Below are 18757 nucleotides of genomic sequence, written 5' to 3' on the forward strand. Positions count from 1 at the left end.
TCATTTGCCTCCGAGTTTCAGGTTATTGATCGAGATCAGAAGATCCGTGGAAATTCCGCTCGAGGATGGGGAATTGAAGACGGCGAGCGGATCGTAGCTCTCGGTGGGATTGCTGATCTCCCACATCGCCGTGAACCGCTCGAGAAATTTGTTGACCTTGGCCGGGTCCTGGAAATCCGCGATCTTGACTGTGTCTTCGATGTATTTGGCCTGGCGGTCGAGGTCGGCGCCGATCATGTCGGCCGACATGCCAAGCGCGGTACGCATGACTTCCGAAAGCGCGTCGTCGGCAAGAACTTCCATGCCGGATTTGATCGTCGGGGCGGTGCGCTCGAAATAGAGCGCCAGCCGGACGCCCATGTTGTCGACGCCCGCATCCTCTTCCAGCGTCTGGCGCTGGAACTTGTCGACGACGCCCTTCTGGGCTCTGTCGAAGGAGGTGGCGGTGGTGCCGAAGGCGGCAAAATTCAGGGATTCGGCGAGCTGCGAATAACGACTGTCGGAGAGCTGGTTGGCAAAATCCGCCTTGTTGTCGGTGCCCTCCGTCAGGACCTTGCGGATGAATGCCTTGGCATAAGCCATGTCCTCGAGACCGTGAGCCTTCAGCGCGTAATTATAGATGCGCGTATCGGCCATGAAGTCGTCAATGGTTTTGATGCTGCCGATCTTGGAGAGGTAATATTCGCTCTCGCGCGCAACTTCCGGCTTTTCGGCGACGCGTTCCAGCGACTTCGACATGTCGCGGCTGATCATTGCGTAGCTGGTATAGGTCGTGATCACGATAGCTCTACCTAAGTCCGCGGAAGCGGCGGACGTCGCTGCGGAGCGGGCAATCCGGTCCGATCGTCGGCAGAACTAGGCTCGAAGACTTGTGCGAAGCTGTTCCGGACCTGCTTTCGTTGACGTCTCCACAGCCAGCCTCACGCAAGCCAGACGCCTTATCCCCAAGACAAACGAAAACGATCGGGCACAGGTACGCGATGAATATTATTATCGGCTTTGTCATCACCGTTGGCTGTATTCTCGGTGGCTTCATGGCCATGGGTGGCCACATCGACGTCCTCATCCAGCCCTACGAGCTTCTGATCATCGGTGGCGCCGGTCTCGGCGGCTTCATCATGGCCAATCCGATGAAGGTCGTGAAGGATAGCGGCAAGGCGCTCGGAGAGGCCTTCAAGAACGCCGTACCGAAAGAACGGAACTATCTAGACGTTCTCGGCGTGCTTTATTCGCTGATGCGCGACCTCAGAACCAAGTCGCGCAACGAAATCGAGGCGCATATCGACAACCCGGAGGAATCGCCCATCTTCCAGACCGCTCCGACGGTCCTGAAGAACAAGGAGCTGACTGCCTTCATCTGCGACTACGTGCGCCTCATCATCATCGGCAATGCCCGCTCCCACGAGATCGAGGCCCTGATGGATGAAGAAATCAGCACCATGTTCTCCGACAAGATGAAGCCCTATCACGCGATCACCGCGATGGGTGACTCGTTCCCGGCCATTGGTATCGTCGCCGCCGTTCTCGGCGTTATCAAGGCGATGGGCAAGATCAACGAATCGCCGGAAGTTCTCGGCGGCCTCATCGGCGCGGCTCTCGTCGGCACCATGCTCGGTATCTTCCTGTCCTATTCGGTCTGCAACCCGCTGACCTCGCAGATCAAGATCGTCCGCACCAAGCAGCATCGCCTGTACATCATCGTCAAGCAGACCCTGCTTGCCTACATGAACGGCTCCGTGCCGCAGGTCGCGCTCGAATACGGACGCAAGACGATTTCCAACAAAGAACGGCCCTCGATCGACTCGGTCGAGCAGGAAATGATGAATCCTGGTGGAGAAAAGGCGGCATGATGACGTCGAACCAAGCAAACCAATCACCGGCGTCGGGCATGGACCTGGCGCTCCTGGCAAAACTGACCGGAGGCCTCGGCGACAAGAAGACCGTCGAGAAGATCAGCAGCGAATTCGCGCAGCTCTATGCAGAATTCCTGCCGGACGTCTTTCACAGCGAAACCGGCATCCGGATCGGCGTCTCCTACGTAAGCTGCACGTCCGGCCTGATGACCGATCTCATCGCCGATCTCGGCGATGGGTTTGCCCTTTCCGACGGATCCCTGCGCAACTGGTCGCCGAACTTCGTGCTCGGCTGCGGCAACAGTTTCGTGATTGCGCTCATGGAACTGATGCTGGGCTCGGCGCTCGAGACGATCGTACAGCCGATCGAACGTCCGCTCTCAGATATCGAACTCGACCTCGCCGTGGTGGTCTTCGAGCGGATCGCCAATGTGCTTCGCTCCGGCGTCAACGCCCAGGGGAGCTTCGAAGCGGCCCTTGAACGGCCTCACAACGCCGAAGACCGTCCAAAGCCGGACGATCTGGCGCGCCCGGAATTCGGCGTCTCGATCCGCATGGCGTTCGAGCTCGGCTCGGTGACCTCCGAATTCGCTCTCGTCATCCCTCAGCGTGCTTTCCTGAAGACCACGGTCACCGCGCCGAAAGCGAAGGCTCAGGCTTCCAAGGCCAAGCAGGAATGGACGGACCGCATGAACGACCAAGTCCGCCGTTCGCATGTCACCCTGGAAGCCCGCATCCGTCTGCAGAAGCTGACGCTCGGTACGATCTCGCGGCTCGCAGCCGGCGACGTGATCGCTTTCCAGGACAAGCGTGATGTCCAAGTTCAGGTCAGTGCAAACGGCCGGGATATGTATTCGTGCGAATTCGGGCGGTCCGGCGAGCGGTATACAGTCCGCGTAAAGGATAACATCAGCACGGACGACGAGATTCTCCAACACCTGATAGGCTAGACCCGCGGCCAGCCTGTTGCCGGCTTTTTCGCCAAGGCAGGCTGACGCAAGTTTCAACAGGAATAATCACCGCATGGCTACGAAGAAGACACCTCTCACCGACGACGACTCGCTGATGCCGATCGGCAATGATGCCGATCTGGATCAGGCCATCGACGATTTGCGCGGCGTCTTGAAGACGGATGCCGATGGCGGCGCGCCTGATTTCGATGCCGATTTCGGCTCGTCCGCAACCTCCGATTTTTCGGCCGACGCCCCGTCCTTCGGCGGCGGCTTCGAAGCACAGGCTGATACGTTCGGCAGCGGCTTCGGTGGCGGCGCCTCGGGTCTTGGCGGCGCAAAAAGCTTCGGCGGCAACGATTTCGGCAGCTCGACATCCAGCAGCGCCGCCTACCAGGAACCGGGCAGCGCGCTCAACGCCAATCTCGACCTGATCATGGATATCCCGATCGACGTCGAGATCGTGCTCGGTACGAGCCGCATGCAGGTGTCGGGCCTGATGACCCTCGAGGAGGGTGCGACGATCGCACTCGACAAGAAGATCGGCGAGCCGGTTGAAATCGTGGTCAACGGGCGCCGCATCGGCAAGGGTGAAATCACCGTGCTGGAAAATGACGATACGCGTTTCGGTGTGCGACTGACGGAAGTACTGAGCACGAGAAGAACCTGATCCCTGTTTGGGACAGAGAAGGAAGACCATGATGGACTTTGAGGATTTCGGTGGCAGCGCCCTCTCTACGAAACCGTTGTCCAAGGCCGAAAAGGCCGCGGCAGTGCTCTTGGCTATGGGCAAGGGCGTCGCTGGCAAGCTTCTCAAGTATTTCACCCAGGCCGAGCTGCAGAATATCATTGCCTGTGCCCAGAGCCTGCGCGCCATCCCCCCGGACGAACTCCTCGAACTCGTCAACGAGTTTGAGGACCTGTTCACCGAGGGCACCGGTCTCATGGACAATGCCGCCGCGATCGAGGGCATTCTCGAAGCGGGCCTGACACCCGAAGAAGTCGACGGGCTGCTCGGCCGCCGCACCGCGTTCGACGACTACCAGGCCAATATCTGGGACCGCCTGCAGGATGCCGATCCGGCATTCGTGGGCAAATTCCTGTCGCGCGAACATCCTCAGACGGTCGCCTACATTCTTTCGCAGATGCCATCGATCTTTGGCGCCAAGGTCCTTCTCCAGCTTCCCGACAGCCGCCGCGCCGATATCATGAACCGCGCCGTCAACATGAAGGAAGTCAGCCCCAAGGCCGCGCAGATCATCGAGAATCGGGTGATGGAATTGATCGCGGCAATCGAAGCCGAACGCAACTCGAACGGCTCGAACAAGGTTGCCGAGCTGATGAACGAACTCGAAAAGAGCCAGGTCGATACCCTGCTCAACTCCCTCGAGACGATCAGCAAGGACTCCGTCAACAAGGTCCGCCCGAAGATCTTCCTCTTCGAAGACCTGCTCTACATGCCGCAGCGCAGCCGCGTCATGCTGCTCAACGACGTCGCAGGGGACATTCTCACGATGGCGCTGCGCGGTGCGACCAACGAGATCAAGGAATGTGTTCTCGCGGCGATCAGCCCACGCCAGCGCCGCATGATCGAAAGCGATCTCGCGGTTCAGAACATGAACCTCAATCCGCGCGAAGTGGCGATTGCCCGTCGCGCGATCGCACAGGAAGCGATCCGGCTTGCCAATTCGGGCCAGATCATGCTTAAGGAAGAAAAGAAGGAAGGCGACAAGCCGGCCGAGGCCGCCTGACCTGCCGATTGAGGCGTCACGAAGGAAGCGGAGCGGGAAATTTCCCGCTCCGTTTTCGTTTCGGCAGCCTTTCGCGGATATTTTCCGGCCACCCACAGTCTTTTTCTTGACTCGATTAGCGGCTAGCAGGCGATGCGGTAACATCGCGGGCGGCGGCGGCCGATTCGTTTGAGCCACGTCCTCGCAACCGGAAGACCGATTGGTTCAAAGCCGTGTCCGACGACGATAAAGACAGTAAAACAGAAAACCCGACCGCCAAACGAATGTCGGAAGCGGCAGACAAGGGTAACGTCCCGGTCTCCCGAGAGGTGCCGCTTTTCGCCTCCATGCTGGCATTCTATGTCTTTCTCGTCTTTTTCCTGCCCTCGAACATTGCAAAAATGGCCGAGACGCTGAAGGATCTTTTCGAACAGCCGGATCAGTGGCGGCTCGAAAATTCGACGGACGTCGTCTCGCTCAGCGTCCATCTCGGCTGGGCGATCGCGGCGTTTCTCACTCCGGTTATGCTGCTCTTCATCATTTTCGGGCTTGGCTCGTCGTTCGCGCAGAACATGCCGTCGCTGGTCCTCGAGCGCGTGCGGCCGCAGATTTCCCGCGTTTCACCGACCAAAGGTTTCGGGCGGATTTACAGCGTTCCGGGTTTCGTCGAGTTCGGAAAGTCGATCTTCAAGATCCTGATCGTGGCAGTGATCATGTATTTCGCATTGCGCGGCGAATATCTCTCCTCGCTGGACGCGATGTTCTCGGATCCGCAGGTGATCCTCGTAAAACTGGATTCAATTATCCGCCAAATGGTGGTCGTGGTCGTCCTGTCGGCGGGGATACTGGCCGTGGTCGACGTGCTGTGGACGCGCTATCACTGGTACAACGAACTCAAGATGACCAAGCAGGAGGTCAAGGACGAATACAAGCAGGCGCAGGGCGACCCGATCGTCAAGCAGCGCCAGAAATCGGTTGCGCGAGACCGTGCCCGCCGGCGGATGATCAACAACGTGCCGCGCGCCACTCTCGTGATCGCCAACCCGACTCACTTTGCGGTAGCGCTGCGTTACGTGCGCGAGGAGAACGACGCCCCGGTCGTCGTCGCCAAGGGTCAGGACCTGATCGCCCTCAAGATTCGCGAAATCGCCGAGCAAAACGATATCCCCATTTTCGAGGATCCGCCCCTGGCGCGCTCCATGTTTGCGCAAGTCTCGGCGGATAGTGTCATTCCGCCAGTCTTCTACAAGGCTGTGGCAGAACTCGTGCACCGGGTCTACGCTTCCCGGTCGCTCAAAAAACGGACACGCTGAGCGTCATGAAGAAATGCACCTACTCCACCGAACGGGAAGAAATCGTTGCACAAGCAATCAGCCCGGTGGCTTCGGAACTTCGCCTGCTCGATGCCGGTGATCTCATCTCACTTCTACGTCTAGAGTGCCACAGCAGCCTTGCCGATCTCGTGTCTTCAGCAGCCGAGCTCTATTTCCATCCCGGAACCGTCAGTTTCGGCGCCGGCGGCGACTACAAGCTCGAATGGAACGGCAAGCCGGAAGTCGTCCTCGACCTCGAAATCAAGCCGCGCGGCGTTTCGGTCTATGCGCGCCTGACGCTGGCTGATCAGCTGGCAGCCCTGGAGATCGACCACATTGCGTTCCAGGCCCCCTTCGAGGATCCGCACGACAACACAGCTTTCCTGGCAAAGAGCCTCCAGGACGCCAAGTTCGTGAAGACCAGCAACTCGCAGATATGAGCCGCCCACCCCCAAGACGAAAAAGACGGTTCTTCTCCGAACGGATCAGTGGATGTAGCCGAGCCTGATCGCCTTGGCGATCGCCTGGATGCGGTTGACCGAATCGAGCTTGATGGTTGCGGAGCCGAGATAGGCGTTGACGGTGTGGACGGAGAGGCCGAGCTTCTCGGCAATCTCTTCGCTGATACGGCCGTCGCCCGCCAACTGAAGGCAGGCAATCTCGCGCTCGCTCAGGGATTCCGCGGGAACGCTGCGGCGTTCGTCAAGCGCCAGGAGGTCCATGACCACCTGACAGCTCCTGACATGCTGGTCGATGATGAGATCGCTCACCAAATCCATCGATGTCCCGAAGAAAGCGACGTAGCCGTTGCCGAGGGCACCGAGGCGCACGGGAAAGGCGATCCCCGAAAAAGGAACGACGCTGGAATCCAGGCGATGCGTCAAGGGCGAAAATTCGCCCGCATCGGCAAAACTGGTATTTTCCGATCCGTTCCAGATCAGCGGCAGAAGCGACGTTTCGATATGGTCCAGCAGCGCCTCGCCATAAACACCGATGAGCTGGTTGCTGCTTTCAAGCGCGCCGGCTCCCCAGTTTTCGAGCTCGCATACAAGCTTGCGCTTGTTGGGGAGCCCGGCGCCAGCAATCCGGAAAACCGCAAAATTCCGCGCCTTCAGGTTCTTCTGCATGGCGACGAGTTTCGGGAAGATGTCCGAGCGGCTCGATGCGCGCTGGAGGCGCAGATACTGGATGCTTCCAGGTCCGTCTGCCGTGCCGCTGCGCGAATAACCCATTGAAATTATTTTCCTAAACTAAGTTGTTGCGAACCGCGTAGGCAATCGCCTCGGAGCGAGTCTTGGTTGCCGTCTTGCGCATCACGCTGGTAATGTAGTTGTTGATCGTATTGCGGGATATGCCGAGGATCACGGCGATCTCGTCACTGGTCTTGCCCTCCGCAATCCAGAAGAGACATTCCAGCTCGCGTTCCGTCAGTTCGAAATCACGCTCTGTCCTGGCGTCGGCGTTTTCTCCAAAACTGGCGCCGTAGGCGGCGAACAAGCCCACCTCCCTCAACCGTTCCTGCGACAGAATGATGCCGTCGAGAAACAGCAGCATCAGCGAGAACCGCGTCCTGCCGACGCAAAACGTCAGCGCGCAATACTGCCGGCTGATGTCATCCGGCGGCACGATGTCGTCAGGCAACAGGGCAAAGCTGGGGGTCAGCAGCGAGAGGCATTTTTCGAGTTCTGTGGAACGTGCGTAACCGCTTGCTAGCTCCGAGCCCAAGCGCCGTACGAGATCGAAGGGCCAGTTGGAGGTAACAATGAAATCGAGGCCCTGTTCCTGGATGAGGTCGTAGCGGGCCAGCAGAAAATGAGAAGCGCCGACGTAATCTGCGAGCAGGCGGATGACCGCCTGAATGTTGTTGGAGCCCGCCAAAACCGAAAGACGGCGAACCAGTTGCTCACGCGAGAGTCCTCTGGAGCCGGCGGACTCCGCATAGGAGCGCCCCTCCGTCATCTTTTCTACCCCCGACAACTCCATTCGGTACCTGCTCCCCGCCACGTGGCGCATTCATCATGAATGCCCGCATCGCGGCATGTTGCGATTCCCATACAACCCCTCCAGCGCCGAAACGATCCCGGATTTAGCAAATACATCAAGAATAATGGTGGTAGCCGCTTTCCCTCGTCGTAGACACCGAGAGTTTCAGCAGTTCCACCTCTTTGGGACCTCTGGAAGTGATTGTACGAATCAAGGCCATTGTAGGAGACGCGTTGCGAATTACCATCGCCTCGACATCGGATTTCCCCAGTTGCGCCATATTCATGCTGATTCGCCATATAGATAAATGCGCCAAGTGTGCGGCGGGGCTGAAAAGAAATGGGCCGGACAAGGTCCGGCCCATAGCGATCATATTTTCGTGATACCCCGTCAGGCTGCCTTTTCGAGTGCCCACTTGCGGAGAATCTTGGCGGCGCGCTCTTCGGAGATTTCGACCATCCGGGCCAGGCGCTTTTCGGGACCTTCCTTGACGCGGCGGTTGAAGCCCTCGTCGTCGCCACCGCCCAGCATGTCGTTCGAGCTGTCGAAGCCGAAGTCGGAGCCGAAACCGTCCATGAGTGCCGGGCTGCCGGTCGTTGGCGAGAAGTCCGGGAGTTCGAGACCTGCGCCGTCCGCTGCTTCGCCGGCGACGCTGTTGCCGCTGACGGTGCGGATGAGCGGGCGAAGACCGAGCCAGACCACCAGGAAAGCAACGAGGACGAAGGCGAGCGAGTTGATGATGCCGGCGACGTTCCGGCTCAGCATGTCCATCACGCCCGGCCCGCTGGAGGCTTCGCTGAGCAGCTGGTTTTCCAGGAAGTCCATGGCCGTCAACGTGACGATGTCGCCGCGGTTGGCATTGATGCCGGCTGCGGAGGCCACGATCTTCTGCATCTCGGCGAGATAGGCATCGACCTTGGCCTGGTCAGCCGGCTCGCCGACCATTTTCGCGACACGACCCTTGTTGACGACGACGGCAACCGAAACCTTCTCGATCTGGTAGCTGTTGCGCGTCGTTGCGACGGTCTTCTGGTTGATTTCGTAGTTGGTCTGCTCTTCCTTTTTATCGGACTGATCAGACGATTTCGGACCGTTCGCACCACCCGGAGGCGGAGCGGCCTGCGGCACGTTCTGCTCGACGGTCGTGGCGTTGTCGTCCTGGGTCTGCTGCGATTTCGACGCTTCCTTGGTGGTGCGGACCGAACGTTCGACGCGGGAGTTCGGATCGAACACCGTCTCGTTGATCTGCTGGCTGTCCGTGTTCAGGGCAGCCGTGACGCTGGAACGGAAGTTGTCCATGCCGAGGAAAGGCGCCAGCGCCTTGTCGATATTGTTTTCGATTTCCTGCTGAACGTTCTGGACGATGCTCAGCGACTTGTTCATTTCGCTGCCGCCGTATTCGTCGCCTGAGGCGAGGAGCTGACCGGCGGAATCCAGAATGGTCACGTCGTCGACGTCGAGGCCGGGGACTGCGGAGGCGACAAGGTGGCGAATGGACGAAGCAGCCTTGCGCCCCGTCGTCGAACTGGCCCGGATCATCACCGATGCCGTCGGTTTCTGCTCACCCCTGCGGAAGTTGCCGACATCCGGCATGACGATATGAACGCGGGCGGCGTTGACGCCATTGATCTGCTGGATCGACCGGCCGATCTCACCCTCAAGGGCGCGGACGCGGGTGACTTCCTGCATGAACGAGGTCAGCCCGAGCGAACCGACATTGTCGAAGAGTTCATAACCAGCGTTAGTGCTGTTCGGCAGACCCCGCTCGGCCAGCAGAAGCCGCGCCTTGCTCGTCGAGCCGGCAGGAACCTGAAGGCTCGTACCGTCCGTACCGACCTGGAAGGACATGTTGGCCTCGGCCAGCGCGATGCTTACCTGGTTGAGGTCGGCCGTATCGAGGCCGACATAGAGCGTCTCGTAAGCCGGCTTGTTAACGAAGAGGGCCGCAGCAATGACGATCGCAATTGAAACGACGCCGACAGCGCCTAAAGCAATAAGTCGCGTCTGGCCTAAACCGGCCAGATTTCTAAAGACTTGTGATAATTGAGCCAACAGATTCATTCTGTTCCCACATCGCCAACTAGATATTCGAGCCTATGCTCAATCGCACCCTAAGAAGCGAAGCTTGTGCGAGCGTTTCGCGGGAGCATGGTTTTGGCGATTGTGGATGGGATTGTGAGACGGGCGGGGGCCTGGGCCGTCATGGCCGAAGCATGCATGTCAGGGCTGGCGATCAGAAAAAATCGAAATCGCCGGCTGCCTTGCTCAAAGGCTGGGAATGGCCGTGGCGCATGCCGTTGGTGAGCGCCTTCTGCATGTCGGCGAGTTTGACGAGATTGAGGGCGGTCGAGACATCGACCATCCATTCGTTCGGAATGCCGCCGGTGATCGTGTCGACGAATTCTGCAAGGCCGCGCGTCTTCTGGACGGCAAGGTCGATGCCCTGCAGGACTTTCAAACTGTCCGGCGACTGCAGGATCGTTTCACCACCGAGCTCCAGAAGCTGCGGCTCGACCCGTTCGATCAGGTATGCGACGTCATGAAGCTCCGAGACCAGACGCATCAGGACTTCTGGAAGAGATTCCTCAAAAGGAGCGATTGGCGTCTTGACGATGTCGTTCATGGCTTCTTTCGCCTCGAGAAATGACTTCTTTAAAAGAACTCGATTGAGCTCTCGACCGGCTTCGGCGGCGTGCGTACCGGACGCTCCTCCATAGCCACCGTCCGTTGCGTTTCGGCACCGGTCAGCGGATACTGACGAGCCCGGCCGCTCACGGGCCAGAACTCCAGCTTGCGCCCGTGTTCCCCGCCCGTTGAGGAACCGACCACCGGAATGCCTTCGTCCTTTAGAAATTGCATCGCGAATGCGGCATTCTGTTCGCCGACATTCGAAAAGCTGGCAATCGTCTTGGCGCCGCCGAAAATCTTCGCTTCCAACCGGTCTCGCCGGGCACCCTGCTTCAAAAGTCCGTTGATCAGCAACTCCATCAGATGCACGCCATAACGCGTTGCATCGCCGCCCGAGGTCATGGAGCCGCCGGATCCCGGAAGCAGGAAGTGGTTCATACCGCCGATACCGGCGACAGGATCGCGAAGACAAGCAGCCACGCATGAGCCCAAGATCGTCGAGAGAACAGCATTCGGGTCGTTCAGGACCTTAAATTCCCCCTGGATGATATGGACACGCCTGACTGCAGCGGCGTCATTCATTTCAATGCTCCAAACACCGCTTCGATAGCGGCCTTCATCTTTTCGATCGTGAACGGCTTGGCGAGAACGTTGTTGGCGCCGAGCGACGCAGCCTTTTGAACCAGGGCGCGGTCGCCCTGAGCGGTCAAGATGATGAACGCGGCCTTCTTGGTGTTCGGATTGGCGCGGACGGCCTGCAGGAAACCGATCCCGTCCATCTTCGGCATGTTGAAATCCGAAATGACGAGATGGTGCGGCTGTTCGGCCATGATCTTCATGCCCTGCTCGCCGTCGCCGGCAGACGTGATCTGTTTGAAGCCGAGCTGTGTCAGGGCGTCGCTGAGCAGCAGGCGGCTGGTGACCTGATCATCAACGATCAGAACTTTGATTTTTTCAGCGATAGACATTTATTCGGTACCTTCTTTTCGGGCGGCAGTTAACTTCAACACTTCTTCTCCAATGGACCCTAGCGGCAGTTGCTGCTCGACGGCTCCCATTTCATGGGCAACCCTCGGCATGCCGTAGACCACACACGTCTTTTCGTTCTGCCCGATCGTGCGTGCGCCCGCGCTACGCATTCTGAGCAAACCTGCAGCTCCGTCGCGGCCCATGCCGGTCAGGATAACCCCGACCGCATTGCGACCCGCCAGATCGGCGACCGAGTCGAAAAGGACGTCCACCGAGGGCCTGTGACCGTTTACCGGCTCCCTTTCGATCAGCCGGCAACATGGCGCCGACGGATTGACAACCTGCAAGTGCCGTTCGCCACCAGGCGCGAGGTAGATCTTGCCGATCTCCAGCCGCGCGCCATCGGTGGCTTCCTGCACCACAGGAGCGCAGATACGATTAAGCCGTTCAGCAAAACTTTTGGTAAACGTGGAAGGCATATGTTGAGTAATTACAGTCGGTGGGCAGTTTTGCGGGAACTTTTGCAGTACCGCGATGAGGGCTTCGACGCCTCCGGTTGACGATCCTATGGCTACAACCTTCCTGCCGACACGGTATTCTGCGGCGGGAGAGGCTGCGATGATCGGCGCGGGTCCGTTCCGGCGTGGTCCTGACCGGGCCGCAGCCTTCACCTTTTCAGCAAGATCCATGAAAGGGCGAACGTCGCCGGGGGCCGGCTTGCCGACACAATCAAAGGCGCCGATTTCGAGAGCGGCGAGCGTCGCGTTGGCCCCCTGATGGGTCATGGCCGAGACCATGATGACCGGCATCGGACGCAGGCGCATGATCTTTTCGAGGAATTCCAGCCCGTTCATATTGGGCATCTCGATATCGAGGGTAACGACATCGGGGTTGAGCTGCTTGATCGCGACGCGCGCTTCAAGCGCATCGCCGGCCTGGCCAACGACATTCACCTCCGGATCGGAATTCAGGATGGCCGTAATCAGGCCGCGCATGGTCGGGGAATCGTCGACGACCAGGACCCGTGCCGGGACGCTCATGCCTTCCTCCCTGCGTTCTTACCGGCATAACGATAGGTCGTGATGCCGATGTTATCGAACAGGTTTTTCGCGTCGCCGGAGACGCGTTCGGAATGGCCGATATAAAGATGTCCGCCTTCAGGCAGGAGCGAGGCGAAGCGGGACCAGATTTTCACCTGCGTCGGCTCGTCGAAATAGATGACGACGTTGCGGCAGAAGATGACATCGAAATTGCCCTTGAAGGGCCATTGCGCCATCAGGTTCAGCTCGTTGAAAGTGATCAGCCTCTTGACGCGTTCATCGATCTGGAACCTGCGGCGTCCGCCGGCATCGACCTCCCGGAACCACTGCTTGCGCATGGCGGGCGTCATGGTCTCGAGCGCGTTCTCGTCGTAGATACCGGCGCGGGCCGCGGCCAGGATCTTCGGATCGATATCGGTCGCCAGGATGCGGAAGTCGAGATCGGCGGCATTGGGAAGCAGCGACAGTACGGTCAGCGCAATCGAATATGGTTCCTGCCCGTCCGAACAGGCGGCCGACCAGATGCGCACGCGACCGCCGCTCTTGGCGCGGTTGATCAGACCCGGCAGAACCTCGTCGCGCAGGTGCTCGAAGTGATGGTTCTCGCGGAAGAAACGGGTGAAGTTGGTTGTCAGATGCGACAGCATCTCTCTGCGGGCGGCGGCACCTTCGGGCGACGCCACCAGAACGCAATAGTCCTTGAACCCGCGCAGTCCCAAAGCCCGGATATGCTTGGAAAGGCGGGAATAGACGAGCGAGGCCTTGGAATCGTTGAGATAGATCCCGGCATCCGCGTAGATCATCGCCGAAATGTCGGTGAGGTCACGACGCGTCAGCGGATATTCGCCGCTTGCGAGGACTTCATCCGGTGACTGTCGGCTTTCGATGGCGCCCAAGGGCTTCATGCAACTTCGCTTTCCGTGTCGGGGAAGAGGGCGTCCAGCTCGATCATGCAGATCATCCGCTTATCGATGGCGAGAATCCCCCGGGCGTATTGTCTCTCCAGATCGGAAGAGACTTCCGGTACTGGCTGGATATTCTCGTCGGTAATCGTAAGGATATCGGAAACGGCTTCGACGAGGAGACCAACAACTTTGGTCTTCATCTGCGCCACGATGATCACATGGCGCGCCGTCGGCTCGGCATCCTTCATGCCCAGCCGGGCCGAAAGGTCGACGATCGGCAGAACCGCGCCGCGCAGATTGATGACACCCATGACGTAGGCGGGCACATGCGGCAGCGGTGTTGCCTGCGTCCATCCGCGAATTTCGCGGACGGACATGATGTTCACGCAAAATTCCTGATCGCTGATGCGAAAAGCGATCAGCTCCTTGCTTCCCTGGACCAGATTTTTCACGGCATACGACATGTGAAACTCAACCCGTGGCGGCTAACGACATTTCAGGTTTCATGGACTGCCCTCGCGACGCTGCGACGACCGCATCGACATCGAGGATGAGCGCGACGCGGCCGTCACCGAGAATGGTGGCTGCGGCGATGCCCGGGACGTGCGTGTAGTTCGCTTCGAGCGACTTGATGACGACCTGGCGCTGGCCCTGGATGGCGTCGACCATCAGTGCGCGCTGTCCACCGCCTTCCGATTCCACCAGCAGCGCGACGCCTTCAACCGGATTGGCCTGGGTGGCGCGGTAGTTGAGGACCCGACCCACGTCGACCAGCGGGCAGAACGAGTTGCGGATCGAGATCAGCCGCTGATTGGCGCCGAAGGAATGGATGGCGGAAGCCTCCGGCTGCAGCGTCTCGACGATCGCGGTGAGCGGGACGACCAGCGTCTGGCCGGCGACCGTGACCACCATGCCGTCGAGGACGGCGAGCGTCAGCGGCAAGCTCATGGTGAAGGTCGAGCCGTAGCCTGGCCGCGACGAGATCGAGATACGGCCGCCGAGCGCCTGGATCGACCGCTTGACCACGTCCATGCCGACGCCGCGGCCGGAAATGTCGGAGATCTTGTCGGCGGTGGAGAAGCCCGCCATGAAGATCAGGTTGTCGATCTCGTCGTCCGACAGGTTGGCGTCGGCCGCGATGATGTCGTTGTCGATCGCCTTCTGGCGGACGCGCTCGCGGTTGATGCCGGCGCCGTCGTCGGCAAGCTCGATCAGGATGCGGCCCGAACGATGTTTCGCAGTCAGCTTGATCGTGCCTTCCGGGTCCTTGCCGGCGGCTTCGCGCTTTTCGGGCGACTCGATGCCGTGGTCAACGGCATTGCGGATCATGTGGGTCAGCGGTTCGGCGATCTTGTCGATGACCGTCTTGTCGACTTCGGTGTTTTCACCTTCGGTGACCAGGCGGATCGACTTGCCGACCATGTCGGCCACTTCGCGAACGATACGCGACATGCGCTGGAAGACCGGTTTTACCGGCTGCGCGCGGATGGCCATGACCGAGTCCTGGATCTCGCGGGTGAGCTGCTGCAGCTCTTCGAGGCCCATGTTGACGGCCGAAGTACCGGTCGCGTCGTTCTCGACGACGCTCTGGGAGAGCATCGCCTGGTTGATGACAAGTTCGCCGACGAGGTTGATGAGGCGGTCGACGCGGTCGAGGTCGACGCGGATCGTCTGACCCGCGCCAGCAGCGGCGGCTGCGGCATTGTTCTGGGCAGCGGCACTGGCGGCGGCCGACTCCTTCTTCTCGGCGACACGAGCGGCCCTGGAGACGTTGCTCGCGGTCTCGGCGGCGGATAGGGCCGCGGCGACGGTTTCTTCCGAAGCACCCCGTTGGCCCGCGTCTTCGCCGGCCGAAGAGTCGTCGAGGATCGAGAGATCGAACGGAACCGGGACCATCGGCAGTTCCTCGTTGGAAGATGCCTCTTCGGCAAACTTCACTTCGAGGTCGCAATCCCATTCCGCGAATTCGAAGACGGCGCGGATGTCGTCTTCGCTCCGGGTGGTCCGGATCGAGATCTTCCAGCTGAAGTAGGACGCTTCCGGATCCATCCTGTCCAGCGCAGGCAGAGCATCCGTATCGCAATTGATGCTCATCTCTCCCAGACGGGACAGGTCGCGCAGCAGGAGCGCCGCCTCGTTGCCCTTGGAATAGAGTTCGCGGCGCGGCTTGAAGATCACCTCGTAGAGCGAACCTTCGACTGCCGGCTCATCGTCCTCGCCGAAACCGTCGAACGAGAAGGGGATCGGCTGGAAACCGCTGTCGTCGCTCGGCTTGGGAAGCTCCGCTTTCGCCGCAGGAGCCGCGGCGGGAGCAGCCTTGGCGGCCGGTTTCGGGGCGTCGTGGCCGGAGGAAGACGGCACCTCGCCGTGGGCAAGCGCCTCGAGTTCCTTGACGAGGCCGCGGCTTCTCGACTCATCGACGCCGCCGCCGTCCCGTGACGCGGTGACGAGGTCGGCGAGCACGTCGGCCGATTTCAGCATGACCTTCAGGACGTCCTGCGTCGGTTCCAGCTTGTTGGAGCGCACGCAATCGAGCGTCGTCTCGAAGACGTGGGCGAAGGAGACCAGGTCGTCCAGACCGAAGGCACCGGCGCCCCCCTTGATGGAATGAACGGCACGGAAAACGGCGTTCACCGTTTCGGGGTCGCGATCCCCGTCGTTCAGCTTGAGAAGACCCGACTCCAGTTCAGCGAGTTGCTCTTCGCATTCCTGAAAGAAGATCTCTTTGATTTCGTTCATATCCATCGGGGGAATTCCTGGCTCAGGCGGTTACACGCTCGATCGCATCAATCAGTTTGGCAGGATCGAAAGGCTTGACGATCCAGCCCGTCGCGCCGGCCTGCCGGGCCCGGTTCTTCTTCTCGGCATCGCTTTCCGTCGTCAGGACGAGGATCGGGACGGCGCGAAATTTTTCGTTGCGGCGAACGCCTTCGATGAAACCGAAGCCGTCGAGGCGCGGCATGTTGATATCCGTGACGATGACGTCCGGATTGCAACCCTCGAGGACTTCGAGGCCTTCAACGCCGTCTTCCGCCTGGATTGTTTCAAAACCTGCGTTATTCAGGGTCACCAGAAGCATGTTCCGGATCGTCCGTGAGTCATCCACGGTCAGTACTTTTTTCTTCATTGCTAGATCTCCTTAGCAACCAAATTCTGGTTATTGATGCCGATGAGTTGCATCGTCTTCTGAAATGCATCCGAAGCCTTCTCCACGAGGAGGGACTTCTTGTCTTCTTCCCAAGCCTTGACGCCGGCGAGCAGAACCTGGGCGCACTGGACACCGACGCGCTCGACGCCGGACGCATCGATCCTGAGATCGCTGCCGCGCATGGAGACCAGCTTGCCATGCAGGTTCGAGGCCTCGTTGAGGTCCAGCACCGCGGCCAGCTTCAAACTTGCAGGTCCAGCCTTCTTTGCTGCCATCAGCTTATTCCTTGTCGTTTCTGAAAGATGTATTCGCCGTCATCCGCACGCTCGGAAGCCATCGGCGCGATCGGGACGAGAGTCGGCTGGGGTCTTGGCGCTGCCGGACGGCGCGCATCCGCATAACGGTTCTGTCGTTCGATCCGGAACTCGCGGACCGTCCGTCCGAGTTCCAGGATGACGGTATGGAGTTCGTCGGCGCCTTCGCCGGCGCGGGACGCGAGGCTTGCATTCGAGGCGACGTGTTCGCTGACCGAACCGATCTCGAGGGTCAATCGGTCGAGACCGACTGCCTGCTCGCCGGTATCGCGGGCAATGCCGGCGATCGCGTCATTGATATCGGAAACCTGGCGGACGATGCCGCCGATCGCCTCCTGGGTGCGGTGAACCATCTCGACACCCGCATCCACCTGGGACTTGGTGCCGTTGACGAGCGTCTTGATCTCGCGGGCGGCATCGGCGGAGCGCTGGGCAAGCGCGCGCACTTCCTGGGCGACGACCGCAAACCCGCGGCCCGTCTCGCCGGCGCGGGCCGCTTCGATGCCCGCGTTCAGCGCCAGCAGGTTGGTCTGGAACGCGATGTCGTCGATGACGCCGATGATCTCGCCGATCTTTTCGGCCGAGGATTCGATATCCGCCATGGCGTTGATCGCCCGGCCGACGACCTCGCCGCTTGCCTCGACCGACCGGCGCGTCTCGGCTGCGGCTTTTTCGGCGGCAGCCGTCTCGGCGGCACTTCCCTTGACCCTGGCGGTGACGTCGAGCAGCACGCGTGCCGCCTCCTTGAGGCGGGCCGACTGTTCTTCGGAAGCGGAGGCGAACGAGCGGGCGCCTTCGGCAAGCGATTGAGTGAGCGCACCAGCCTTCTGGCCGTGTCCGTCGGCTGTCTCGACCGAGGAGCGCATGCCGGCGACCGCCTGATTGAGAAGATCGGCGAGCTCTCGATAGACATCCGGCACATCGGCCGGCAGAGACGCCGTCAGATCGCGGTCGGCAAGCGCTGCGATGACGTCGGTGAAGGTTTCGATCGCCTGCGCGTGATCGGCTTCGCGCTGTTCGGCAAGCGCGCGCTGGTGCTTCTGGCGCTGTTCGTTGAAGCGGAGCGAGACGGCAATCTCGACATCGACCATCACCAGGCGGGTAATCGCGCCGACGAGGTCGAGCAGCTCCTGCTCACGCTTGCGGCCGCCCGGCAGCAGCGACTTCGGAGCGAGATCGACGATCGCGCCGGCGATCAGGTGTTCGAGCATTACGGCGTGACCGGCGACGTGCCAGCGCGGATCGAGACCCATGCGGCTCTCGGCGTCGGAGAGAACCTTCACCCGCTCGGCGTAGAGCGCATCGAAGCGGGCATCGGTCAGCACGCCCCAATGGGAGGCCTGCAGGTCGTGCAGCCGTTCGATCTGCTGCTCGCTTTCGAAATTGCGGGCGGCTTCCGGAAAGGATTGAAAGCGGTGAAAAAGGTCGCGCAGGCCGGTCTTCAGATGCCGGTCGAGCTGCGGGCGGCATCGGCGCAGCAGATCGCGCAGTTCGCCGTCGAGGCCGGCAAATGCCAGTCTCTCGCCCAGGCTGCCTGCCTGGCCACGTCGCGCCTGATCCGATGGCATTTCCTGCACCAAAGCCGTCCCCAAATTAATCAAGCCAATCCTCGGAGAGGATCGGCGGCATGCGAGCTGCTGTCGCCAGCGCCTGATGAACGGGGATGCTCGCCAAACCGGATCAATATCCGTCGGGCATGGGCAACGCGGTCACCACGGCTTTGCTGGATTTTCATGAGCGGATACCGGATTGGACCGGTACGGCTTTGCGGCTTCATGCCTGGTGGGAGACCGCAGTCATCCCATTTCGCCGTGGTCTCTAATATGTATGGTTAATTCCTTGCCTGAAGGTTAATGGAAGGTGCAAGGATGCCTGTTTTGCTTCAACCGGGCGCATATTACCCGCTATGGGGGCATTTGTTTCG

General features: G+C 60.2%; 20 protein-coding genes. 6 read left to right on the top strand and 14 right to left on the bottom strand.

What is annotated here, in order from left to right; translation table 11 throughout:
* A complete protein-coding gene (locus C5L10_RS23725; protein WP_046664768.1) occupies window positions 1-780 on the bottom strand; it encodes a DUF1217 domain-containing protein in 780 nt (259 codons plus the stop codon).
* Between the two features lie 200 nt (window positions 781-980).
* Here C5L10_RS23725 and motA point away from each other — a divergent pair, with 200 nt between their 5' ends.
* The 6 genes from motA to C5L10_RS23755 all read left to right on the top strand — a co-directional run bounded on the left by motA (window position 981) and on the right by C5L10_RS23755 (window position 6286).
* Window positions 981-1850, top strand: a complete 870-nt coding sequence (motA, locus tag C5L10_RS23730; RefSeq protein WP_046603232.1) for a flagellar motor stator protein MotA — start codon at window positions 981-983, stop codon at window positions 1848-1850.
* Window positions 1850-2803 (top strand): FliM/FliN family flagellar motor switch protein, encoded by a 954-nt coding sequence (locus C5L10_RS23735; protein ID WP_172717142.1) that lies wholly within the window; start codon window positions 1850-1852, stop codon window positions 2801-2803. The genes motA and C5L10_RS23735 overlap by 1 nt, the downstream gene beginning before the upstream one ends.
* A gap of 73 nt (window positions 2804-2876) precedes the next feature.
* A complete protein-coding gene (gene fliN / locus C5L10_RS23740; RefSeq protein WP_046664769.1) occupies window positions 2877-3473 on the top strand; it encodes a flagellar motor switch protein FliN in 597 nt (198 codons plus the stop codon).
* Between the two features lie 28 nt (window positions 3474-3501).
* The gene (fliG, locus tag C5L10_RS23745; RefSeq protein ID WP_046664770.1) at window positions 3502-4554 is read left to right on the top strand and encodes a flagellar motor switch protein FliG; all 1053 of its coding nucleotides are present in this window, start codon (window positions 3502-3504) and stop codon (window positions 4552-4554) included.
* Between the two features lie 212 nt (window positions 4555-4766).
* Window positions 4767-5846: a flagellar biosynthesis protein FlhB gene (flhB, locus tag C5L10_RS23750; protein ID WP_046664771.1), complete on the top strand. Its 1080-nt coding sequence runs from the start codon at window positions 4767-4769 to the stop codon at window positions 5844-5846.
* A 5-nt stretch (window positions 5847-5851) separates the two neighbouring features.
* Window positions 5852-6286: a hypothetical protein gene (locus tag C5L10_RS23755; RefSeq protein WP_046630669.1), complete on the top strand. Its 435-nt coding sequence runs from the start codon at window positions 5852-5854 to the stop codon at window positions 6284-6286.
* Window positions 6287-6331: 45 nt separating this feature from the next.
* Here C5L10_RS23755 and visR read toward each other — a convergent pair whose 3' ends face one another.
* The 13 genes from visR to C5L10_RS23825 form a co-directional block, all read right to left on the bottom strand.
* Entirely contained in the window at window positions 6332-7078 is a 747-nt protein-coding gene (gene visR / locus C5L10_RS23760; RefSeq protein WP_046630667.1) for a transcriptional regulator VisR, read from the bottom strand.
* A 13-nt stretch (window positions 7079-7091) separates the two neighbouring features.
* Window positions 7092-7805 carry a transcriptional regulator VisN gene (visN, locus tag C5L10_RS23765; RefSeq protein WP_245448143.1) on the bottom strand — a complete coding sequence of 238 codons (714 nt, stop codon included), beginning with the start codon at window positions 7803-7805 and terminating at the stop codon, window positions 7092-7094.
* 414 nt (window positions 7806-8219) lie between these two features.
* A complete protein-coding gene (gene fliF, locus C5L10_RS23775; protein ID WP_105431679.1) occupies window positions 8220-9890 on the bottom strand; it encodes a flagellar basal-body MS-ring/collar protein FliF in 1671 nt (556 codons plus the stop codon).
* A 172-nt stretch (window positions 9891-10062) separates the two neighbouring features.
* On the bottom strand, window positions 10063-10452 hold the full coding sequence (locus C5L10_RS23780; protein ID WP_105431680.1) for a hypothetical protein: 390 nt from the start codon (window positions 10450-10452) through the stop codon (window positions 10063-10065).
* A 29-nt stretch (window positions 10453-10481) separates the two neighbouring features.
* Window positions 10482-11039: a chemoreceptor glutamine deamidase CheD gene (gene cheD, locus C5L10_RS23785; protein WP_046603224.1), complete on the bottom strand. Its 558-nt coding sequence runs from the start codon at window positions 11037-11039 to the stop codon at window positions 10482-10484.
* Window positions 11036-11425, bottom strand: coding sequence for a response regulator (locus tag C5L10_RS23790; RefSeq protein WP_007759259.1), 390 nt, complete (start codon window positions 11423-11425; stop codon window positions 11036-11038). The genes cheD and C5L10_RS23790 overlap by 4 nt, the downstream gene beginning before the upstream one ends.
* The gene (gene cheB, locus C5L10_RS23795; RefSeq protein ID WP_046664775.1) at window positions 11426-12466 is read right to left on the bottom strand and encodes a protein-glutamate O-methylesterase CheB; all 1041 of its coding nucleotides are present in this window, start codon (window positions 12464-12466) and stop codon (window positions 11426-11428) included.
* Window positions 12463-13371, bottom strand: coding sequence for a protein-glutamate O-methyltransferase CheR (gene cheR, locus C5L10_RS23800; protein WP_105431681.1), 909 nt, complete (start codon window positions 13369-13371; stop codon window positions 12463-12465). Before cheR ends, cheB begins: the two co-directional genes overlap by 4 nt.
* Window positions 13368-13835, bottom strand: coding sequence for a chemotaxis protein CheW (locus C5L10_RS23805; protein WP_046664777.1), 468 nt, complete (start codon window positions 13833-13835; stop codon window positions 13368-13370). Before C5L10_RS23805 ends, cheR begins: the two co-directional genes overlap by 4 nt.
* A gap of 7 nt (window positions 13836-13842) precedes the next feature.
* Window positions 13843-16116: a chemotaxis protein CheA gene (locus C5L10_RS23810; protein WP_105431682.1), complete on the bottom strand. Its 2274-nt coding sequence runs from the start codon at window positions 16114-16116 to the stop codon at window positions 13843-13845.
* 16 nt (window positions 16117-16132) lie between these two features.
* On the bottom strand, window positions 16133-16498 hold the full coding sequence (gene cheY1 / locus C5L10_RS23815) for a chemotaxis response regulator CheY1 (RefSeq protein ID WP_037087114.1): 366 nt from the start codon (window positions 16496-16498) through the stop codon (window positions 16133-16135).
* Between the two features lie 2 nt (window positions 16499-16500).
* The gene (locus C5L10_RS23820) at window positions 16501-16794 is read right to left on the bottom strand and encodes an STAS domain-containing protein (protein ID WP_037087115.1); all 294 of its coding nucleotides are present in this window, start codon (window positions 16792-16794) and stop codon (window positions 16501-16503) included.
* Window positions 16794-18401, bottom strand: coding sequence for a globin-coupled sensor protein (locus tag C5L10_RS23825; RefSeq protein WP_105431699.1), 1608 nt, complete (start codon window positions 18399-18401; stop codon window positions 16794-16796). Before C5L10_RS23825 ends, C5L10_RS23820 begins: the two co-directional genes overlap by 1 nt.
* Window positions 18402-18757: the final 356 nt, after the last annotated feature.

The sequence above is a fragment of the Neorhizobium sp. T6_25 genome (assembly GCF_002968555.1).
In the GTDB taxonomy this organism is placed as follows: Bacteria; Pseudomonadota; Alphaproteobacteria; order Rhizobiales; family Rhizobiaceae; genus Neorhizobium.